Below are 8,248 nucleotides of genomic sequence, written 5' to 3'. Positions count from 1 at the left end.
CCAGGCCAGGCCGGGCGCCAGGGAAATCATCCTCGACGACAAGGGGCTGGAGATCGAGAGCATCGCCGACGGTGCCGGCAAGCCGCTGACGTGGAAGGTTGGCGCAGAGGATCCCAACCTCGGTGCACCTTTGTCGATCGCCATTGGTCCGGACACGAAGCAAATCGTCGTCCATTACAAGTCGGCCGCCGAAGCCGACGCGCTGCAGTGGCTGACGCCCGAGCAGACCGCCGGCAAGAAATATCCCTTCCTGTTCAGCCAGGGTGAATCGATCCTCAACCGCAGCTGGATCCCGACCCAGGATTCGCCGGGGATCCGGCAAAGCTGGGAAGCCAGGGTCAGCATCGACAAACCGCTGACCGTGGTCATGTCCTCGCCGCGCGCCGCCGAGCCGGCCGATAGCGGCAACAAGCGCATTTTCTCGTTCCGGATGGATCATCCGGTCGCGCCCTATTTGATCGCGATCGGCGCCGGCGATCTTGCCTTCAGGGATCTGGGGCCGCGTACCGGCGTCTGGGCCGAGCCGGTGACACTCGCCCGCGCCGCGGCGGAACTCAGCGATACGGAGAAAATGGTCGACGCCGCCGAGAAGCTTTACGGCCCCTACCAATGGGGCCGCTACGACATGCTGGTGCTGCCGCCCAGCTTCCCGTTCGGCGGGATGGAAAACCCGACCCTGACCTTCCTCACCCCGACTTTCATTGCCGGCGACAAGAGCCTTACCAGCCTGATCGCCCATGAACTGGCGCATAGCTGGTCAGGCAACCTTGCCACCAATGCCACCTGGTCGGACTTCTGGCTCAACGAGGGCATGACCACCTATGCCGAGCGGCGGATCGTCGAATCGGTCTACGGCCCCAAGGTCGCTGCGCAGCAGGTCTCGCTCGGCCTTGACGCGATGAACAAGGCAATCGCTGAAAATGGCGGGCCGACCGGTCCCGACACTCGCCTGCACATCGACCTCAAAGGCCGCCACCCCGACGATGGGTTGGGCGACATCGCCTATGAAAAGGGCGCCGCTTTCCTCCGCACCATCGAAGCGGCGGTCGGCCGCGAACGGTTCGACGAATGGCTCAAGGGCTGGTTCGAGCGCCACAAATTCCAGCCGGTGACGTCGAGCATGTTCCTGGCCGACATCCGCGAGCATCTGATCAAGGGCGACCAGGCGCTGGAAACCAGGCTGCAGCTCGACAAATGGGTCAAAGACCCCGGCGTCCCCGCCAATATCGCACCGGCCGACGCCAATGCATTCGCTTCGGCCGACGCCGCGGTGGCCGCCTTCAAGACCGGCAAATTGCCCGAAATGTCGACCTGGAACGGCTGGACCACCGACGAACGGCTGCGCTTCCTCAACAGCATCGACAGGAAGCAGCCGGCCGAGCGGATGGCGGCACTCGACCAGGCGTTCAGCCTGTCGCGTTCGGGCAATAGCGAGATTCGGTTCGCCTTCCTCGACCTGGTGGTCAAAAACCGGTTCGATCCGGCGGTTCCGGCGCTGGAGGACTTCCTGACGGTCCAGGGGCGGCGGAAATTCGTGAAACCGCTGATTGTCGGCCTCGCCGGGGACCAGCAGTGGGGCCGGCCGATCGCGGCGCGGATTTACGCCAAAACCCGGGCCTCCTACCACCCGGTGACCACCCGCGATCTCGATAAATTGGGCCTGCTTCCGCCGCGGAAATAACCCCGACTTTAACCACGAAGTAACGGTCTTCGGGCTATCTGCGTGGCTCCTGCCAAGCGGATGACCGGATGTACGAGGCTCCAGACCGTTACAAGCGTATGATTTCAGCGCGCCTGCCCGACGGCGAATCGCTGGGCGTAACGTCGCGCGAGTCAGACGATAACAGCAGCCCGCTCCGCGACGCACAGCTGATCGCCCGCGGCCAGTTCGCGCCCTTCTTCGCCGCCGCCAACAGCATCGCGGCGGTGCTGATGGCAATGCTGCTCTACGGCCATGTGCCTGCCTCTTATCTTGGCGGCTGGGTAGTCGCGGTCGGCGGCGTCAACTTGATCGCAATGCAGCTTAGCCGGACGCAGGCGATTACCCATGTCGGACGATCCGGCCGGAAACTGCCGCGGCTGTTCATGGTCGGCGACATCATCCTCCGCGCGCTCCTGTGGATGTCGCTGCCGGTCATCTCATTCTCTTCGCTGGGCGCGCAAAGCCAGATGGTCGCCGCGACCCTGATCGCCGGGCTTGGCATCGGCGCGCTCGGCCTGGTCGTGGTGCCGACCTGCGTTACCGCCTGGATGGCGATCTTCACAGCCGGCCTCAGCTACTCGCTGCTGGTCGGCCGCGGGACCATCCCGTTCGACAACATGCTGGCGATCCTGTTCACGCTCGGCGTGGCGATCGTCGGCGTGCTGACCGTCGCCCGCTGGGCGTTCGGGCAGTTGAAGACCAACGCCGATTATGGCTCCCAGTCGGAGAGCGCCAGCCTGCTGCTCCAGGAATATGAGCAGCGCGGCGTCGGTTGGCTGTGGCAGGTCGATGGCGAAAATCGCGTCAGCTATATTTCCTCGCGCATGACCGCGCTGCTCGGCCGTCCGGCCAGCGCGCTGCTCGGCCATTCGATGCCCGCCCTGCTTGGCGGCAATGCCGAGCTCGGCCGGGTGCTGCTGGAGAAACAGCCGTTCAGCAATCTCGAGATGGAGCTGCAGACCGCCCGCGGCCCGCGCTGGATTTCGATTGCTGGCGACCCGATCGTCGATACCGCGGGCCGCTTCGAGGGTTTCCGCGGCGTCGGCAGCGACATCACCGAGATTCGCCAGACGCAGGAGCGGCTGACCCACCTTGCCAATATGGACGTCTTGTCCGGGCTGCCCAACCGCGGCCGCGTCCGCCAGCTGCTCGGCGAAGCGCTGCGCGGCGCCACTGCCGGCAATGTCCCATGCGCGATCATGTTTCTCGACCTCGACGGCTTCAAACCGGTCAACGACACCTTCGGTCACCCCAAGGGCGATGCGGTGTTGCAGGCGGTCGCCAAGCGGCTGTGCGACCAGGTCGGGTCCGACGGCCATGTTGGCCGGATGGGCGGCGACGAATTCGCCATCGTCGTCTCGGATGCCCAGTCTCGCAAGAAGATCGAGCAGCTGGCCGAAAGCATCATCGGGTCGATCAAAGAGCCTTACATGATTGACCAGACCGAAATCCGCATCGGCGTGTCGATCGGCTGCGCTTTCGGCCCGATCGACGGCGCGACGGTCGACGATCTGATCCTCAAGGCCGACCTCGCCCTGTACGAAGCCAAGGGCGCCGGCCGCGGCGTCGCCAAATATTTCTCGTCGGAGTTGCAGACCGAGCAGGACGACCGCGTCCGCCTGGAGAACGACCTGCGCGGCGCCATCGCCGCCAAGCAGTTCCACCTGGTCTATCAGCCGCTGGTCAACGCCAAGACCCAGAAGCTGGTCGGCTTCGAGGCCCTGATCCGCTGGAACCACCCGCAGCGCGGCTTCGTCCCGCCCAATGTGTTCATCCCCGTGGCCGAGGAAAGCGGGCTGATGCCGGCGATCGGCGAGTGGGTCATCGAAGAAGCGGTCCGCACCGCCGCAACCTGGCCCGAGCCGATCACCGTCGCGCTCAACGTCAGCCCAAAGCAGATCATCCTGCCGTCGCTGCCCAACGTCGTCAGCCAGGCGCTCGGCCGCTACAAGCTGCCGGCCAACCGGCTGGAGTTGGAAGTGACCGAGGGCGTGTTCCTCGGGGGCGAAACCGCCACGCTCGACGTGTTGAAGCGGCTTCGCGCGCTCGGCGTCGGCATCGCGCTCGATGACTTCGGCACCGGCTATTCGTCGATCGGCTATTTGAACAAAGCCGTGTTCCACAAGCTGAAGATCGACGGCAGCTTCGTTCGCGAAGCCGGATCGCGGCAGGAGAATGTCGCAATCATCCAGTCGATCGTCCAGCTGGCCAAGAGCTTCCGCATGTCGGTCACTGCCGAGGGCGTCGAGACCGCCGAGGATTTCGAGCGGATGCGCGACCTCGGCTGCGACACCATCCAGGGCTATTTGTTCGGGCGGCCGCTGTCCTATGAGCGAGCTAACCAGATGGTGCTCGGCCTCGGCGCAAAAAGGATGGCTGGGTAGCGACGCGCAGCCTGTCCGGGGGACAGGCGAGCATCGATACCGACCCGGCGTAGCCGGGGAGTGGCACACGGCCATAAGGCCAGCTTTTCTACCAACGGCCAAATTTTGGCGACGATCGACGCGATCGTCGGTTCACTATTCGTTCTCGTTCTGGCAATGAGGATTTGCGCGCGTAGGCGTTTCCTGCCGGCGCAATTCCCAGGGGGTCCGAGTGAAACGTCGCCTGCCATTCCGCTTGGCCATCGTGTCGATTGCGGCCAGCACATTTGCCACTCCAGCCTGGGCCCAGCGCGCCAGCGAAAATGCCGTGACCTCGGCCGACGACGCGTTCGGCACCAGCGTCGGCAATGAGACCATCGGCCTCTACAGCACCGACGAGGTCCGCGGCTTCAGCCCGGCGGTGGCCGGGAACATCCGCATCGACGGCCTGTACATGGGCGGAATCGTCATCGGCAATCAGCGGATCCGCTCGGGCTCGAATGTCCGGGTCGGGCTATCGGCCCAGGGCTATCCCTTCCCCGCGCCGACCGGGATCGTCGAAATGACCCTGCGCCCGGCGGGGAAGGACCCGACATTGTCTACCGTGCTCTATGGCGGCGGGACCCAATGGGGCGTCGATCTCGACGGCCAGATGCCACTGAGCGACACATTCAGCCTGGCCGGAGGAGTCGCCTTCAACCGCTTCATCGATTTTCCGGGCGGCGACCATGGCGACTATTTCAGCATCGGCATCGCGCCGGCATGGCGGCCCGACGAGGGGACCGAGGTGCGCGCCTATTACGGCCTGGAAATATCCCCGCACGACACCAGCACGCCCTTTGTGTTTCCCGCCGGCAACGCCTTGCCGGCTCACATCCCCTACAAATTCCATTCCCAGAAATGGGCCAACTGGAAGAACCGGTTCACCAACATCGGCCTGTTCGGCCACACCACTTTCGGCGACTGGCGCCTGAGTGGCGGCATTTTCCACCAGGTGATCGACAGCCGGCGCAGTTACAACACGCTGATCGTCAATGCTGAGCCCGACGGCGACGCCGAATTCCTGGTCAATATCCATCCGCCGCGGCTGACCGAAGCCAATGCCGGCGAGGTTCGCTTGTCCCGTACTTTCGAAGAGGGACCGCGGCGGCATGCATTTCACCTGTCGCTAAAAGGCGGCAACAGGACCGGCGAGTTCGGCGGCGAAGAGCAATTCGATCTGGGCCCGGTGGTGCTGGGCGAGCCGATTCCCCAAGTGGACAAGCCCGACGTCACCTTTGGCGAGGAGACGAGCGACAAGGCGCGCCAATATGGGGTCGGGCTGGCCTATCATGGCCGCTGGCAGGGAGTTGGCGAGCTCAGCGTTGGCATCCAGAAGCTCAAATATCGCAAGACGATCAGCCCGCCTGACGAGGCCAGGATCGTCACCCGAGCCGACCCCTGGCTGTGGAACGCGACCCTTGCGATCAATCTCGCCAAGGGCCTGGTCGCCTATGCCGGCTATACCAAGGGTCTCGAGGACAGCGGGGTCGCGCCGGAAATCGCGGTCAACCGCAGCGAAGCTCCACCGGCGCTGCTGACCAACCAGCGCGACTTCGGCATCCGCTATGCCTTCGGGCCGATGCGGCTGGTGGTTGGCGCGTTTGACGTGCGCAAGCCCTATTTCAATCTCGACCCCGGACTGGTCTTCACCCAGCTCGGCACTGTCCGGCATCGGGGGGTCGAAATCTCGCTGGCCGGCCAGCCGGTCAAGGGCCTGAACGTCGTCGCCGGTGCGATCCTGATGAAGCCGCGCGTCTCGGGCGAAGCGGTCGACCTGGGCCTGATCGGCAACAAGCCGGTCGGCATCGCCGAGCGTACCGCCAGCCTTTACCTCGATTATCGACTGCCGTGGGACGACAAGATTTCGGTCGATTTGGGCCTTCAGTATAGTGGCAAGCGTGCCGGAAGTCCCGACAATGAGTTGACTGTGCCAGGCGATGCGATTGTCAATCTCGGCGGCCGCTATCGTTTCGAGCTGGATAGGCTCCCGGCGACGCTGAGGCTCCAGGTCAGCAATTTGTTCGACGAATATTCGTGGATCGTTTTCGGCAGCGGCGGGCTTAAGCGGAGGCCGCCTCGCCGGCTCGACGCAACCTTGTCGGTCGACTTCTAGGCGGGCGCCAGCGCCGCCCGGACCGCTTCTTCGAGAGCCGCCGCGCGGAACGGCTTGAACAGGATATTGGCGTTGGGCGCGGCTTTGCGGATTTCGTCGGTCTCGCTGTAGCCCGAGACGAACAGGATCGCCTGCTCGGGCTTGGTCGCGACGATATGGGCGGCGACTTCGGCGCCAGAGAGGCCGGGCATCACATAGTCGAAGATCACCAGGTCCGGCCGGGTGGCGCCGAAGCGTTCGATGCCATCGACCCCGTCACCGGCCTCGATCACCTCATGGCCATATTCCTCCAGGCTCGCGGCGATGAAGCGGCGGACATCCTCATCGTCGTCGATCACCAGCACCGTTGCCTGGCCGCGGCCGCGGCGGAGCTCGTCGCCGGTCTTGCCGCCGCTGGCCGGCACTTCGGCATCGCGATCGGCGCGGCGGAAGAACAGGCGGACGGTGGTGCCGATGCCGGGCCTGCTGTCGATCTTGACCGAACCGCCCGACTGGCGCGCCATGCCGTAGACCATCGACAGGCCGAGGCCGGTACCCTTGCCGACCTCCTTGGTGGTGAAGAATGGTTCGAATGCCTTTGCCAGCACATCTGGCTCCATGCCGCAGCCGGTGTCGGCGATCGCCAGCTCGATGTAGGTCCCGGGCTCCAGCTCGGGATCGTCGCTGATCCGCCGCTTGCGGGTGCTGATTGTGAGCGTCCCTCCCTCGGGCATCGCATCGCGCGCATTGATCGCCAGGTTGAGCACCGCGACCTCGAGCTGGGTCGGGTCGGCCAACACCGGCGTCAGGTGCGGATCGAGATCGAATATCTTTTCGATGCCGGGCCCCAGTACATTCTTCAGCAGTGGCCGCATCTCCTCGATCAGCGGCGCGACGTAGGTCGGCTTGACCTCCAGCCGCTGGACCCGGCTGAACGCCAGCAGCTGGGCGGTCAGCCTCGCTCCGCGTTCTGCCGCCGCCAAGGCGTTGGTGGCATAGCGATTGAGGCGCTCGTCGCTGACCTGCTTGGCAATCAGGTCGAGCCCGCCGACCACCACCGTCAGCAAATTGTTGAAGTCGTGGGCGATACCGCCGGTCAGCTGACCGAGCGCCTCCATTTTCTGCGCCTGGCGCAGCTGGTCCTGCGCATCGACCAGCTCGGCGGTACGATCCGCCACCTGCCGCTGAAGATCGATTTCGGCCTTCTTGGCCTCGGTAATGTCGCTCGCCGCGCCGATGAAGCCGGACAATTCGCCGTCGGGTCCGAAACGCGGCTGCGACACCGACCGGAGCCAGCGCCACTCGCCGTCGTGCCGCCGGTAGCGCGCCTCCATGGTGAAAGGCTGGAGGCTGGCTTCGCCGGCCACGCTTTCGGCAATCAGCCGCGCCTGGTCATCGGGATGGATCCGCTCCCGCCAGTCGAGCACCCGCGCCTCCTCGCGCGACATGCCGGCGAACTCGGCATAGGCGTCGTTGACGAAATCGCGGGTCCGGTCGAGCCGCGTGACCCACATCATGACCGGCGCGCTGTCAGCAATACGGCGGAAGCGCGCCTCGCTTTCCTTCAGCGCCCGCTCGGCGGCGCGCTGTTCGGTGATGTCCTGGACCAGCAGGATCATGCCGAACACGTCACCCTGGCCATCGCGCTGCGGCACATAATCGGCCTGCACGGCGAGCAGCCCGCGGGTCGGATGATGGAAATCGGCGGCAAAGAATTGCCGTTCGCCGGCCAGGGCGGCGTCGAACAGCGGCTTCCGGTTGCGATAATCTTCCTCGCCCAGCATCTCGATCATGCGCCGGCCGAGGATTTCCTTGCGCGGCCGCTCGAACCACTCCGCCAGCGCCCGGTTGACGAAGCTGTAGCGCTCGTTGCGGTCGATGAACCCGATCATGATCGGCAGGGCGTCGGCAACGCCGAGAATCTGCGAAAAATCGAGCGGCCCGGCAAAGTCGGGCAGCCAATCGGAGGCCGGCCCCGCCGAACCCTCTCGCGCTACCACGGCGACATCGCCCTCGGGCGAATCAGCTTTCCCCCGGCCCGCCATGACG

General features: G+C 65.0%; 4 protein-coding genes. 3 read left to right on the top strand and 1 reads right to left on the bottom strand.

Annotated elements, in window-relative coordinates:
- The 3 genes from Q0C64_RS05700 to Q0C64_RS05690 form a co-directional block, all read left to right on the top strand.
- A partial coding sequence (locus Q0C64_RS05700) for a M1 family metallopeptidase (RefSeq protein WP_294121433.1) occupies positions 1-1,681 on the top strand: 1,681 nt, incomplete at its 5' end.
- Between the two features lie 68 nt (positions 1,682-1,749).
- Entirely contained in the window at positions 1,750-4,086 is a 2,337-nt protein-coding gene (locus Q0C64_RS05695) for a GGDEF and EAL domain-containing protein (RefSeq protein WP_294121431.1), read from the top strand.
- A gap of 211 nt (positions 4,087-4,297) precedes the next feature.
- Positions 4,298-6,220 (top strand): TonB-dependent receptor, encoded by a 1,923-nt coding sequence (locus Q0C64_RS05690; RefSeq protein ID WP_294121430.1) that lies wholly within the window; start codon positions 4,298-4,300, stop codon positions 6,218-6,220.
- Here Q0C64_RS05690 and Q0C64_RS05685 read toward each other — a convergent pair.
- Positions 6,217-8,248 (bottom strand): PAS domain-containing sensor histidine kinase (locus Q0C64_RS05685; protein ID WP_294121429.1); only part of this gene is annotated, 2,032 nt, incomplete at its 5' end. The two genes, Q0C64_RS05690 and Q0C64_RS05685, sit on opposite strands and share 4 nt — an antisense overlap.

Source organism: Sphingomonas sp., assembly GCF_023266535.1.
GTDB lineage: Bacteria > Pseudomonadota > Alphaproteobacteria > Sphingomonadales > Sphingomonadaceae > Sphingomicrobium.
Note: the sequence above shows the minus strand (reverse complement) of the source record. Positions and strands in the feature narration are given on the sequence as shown.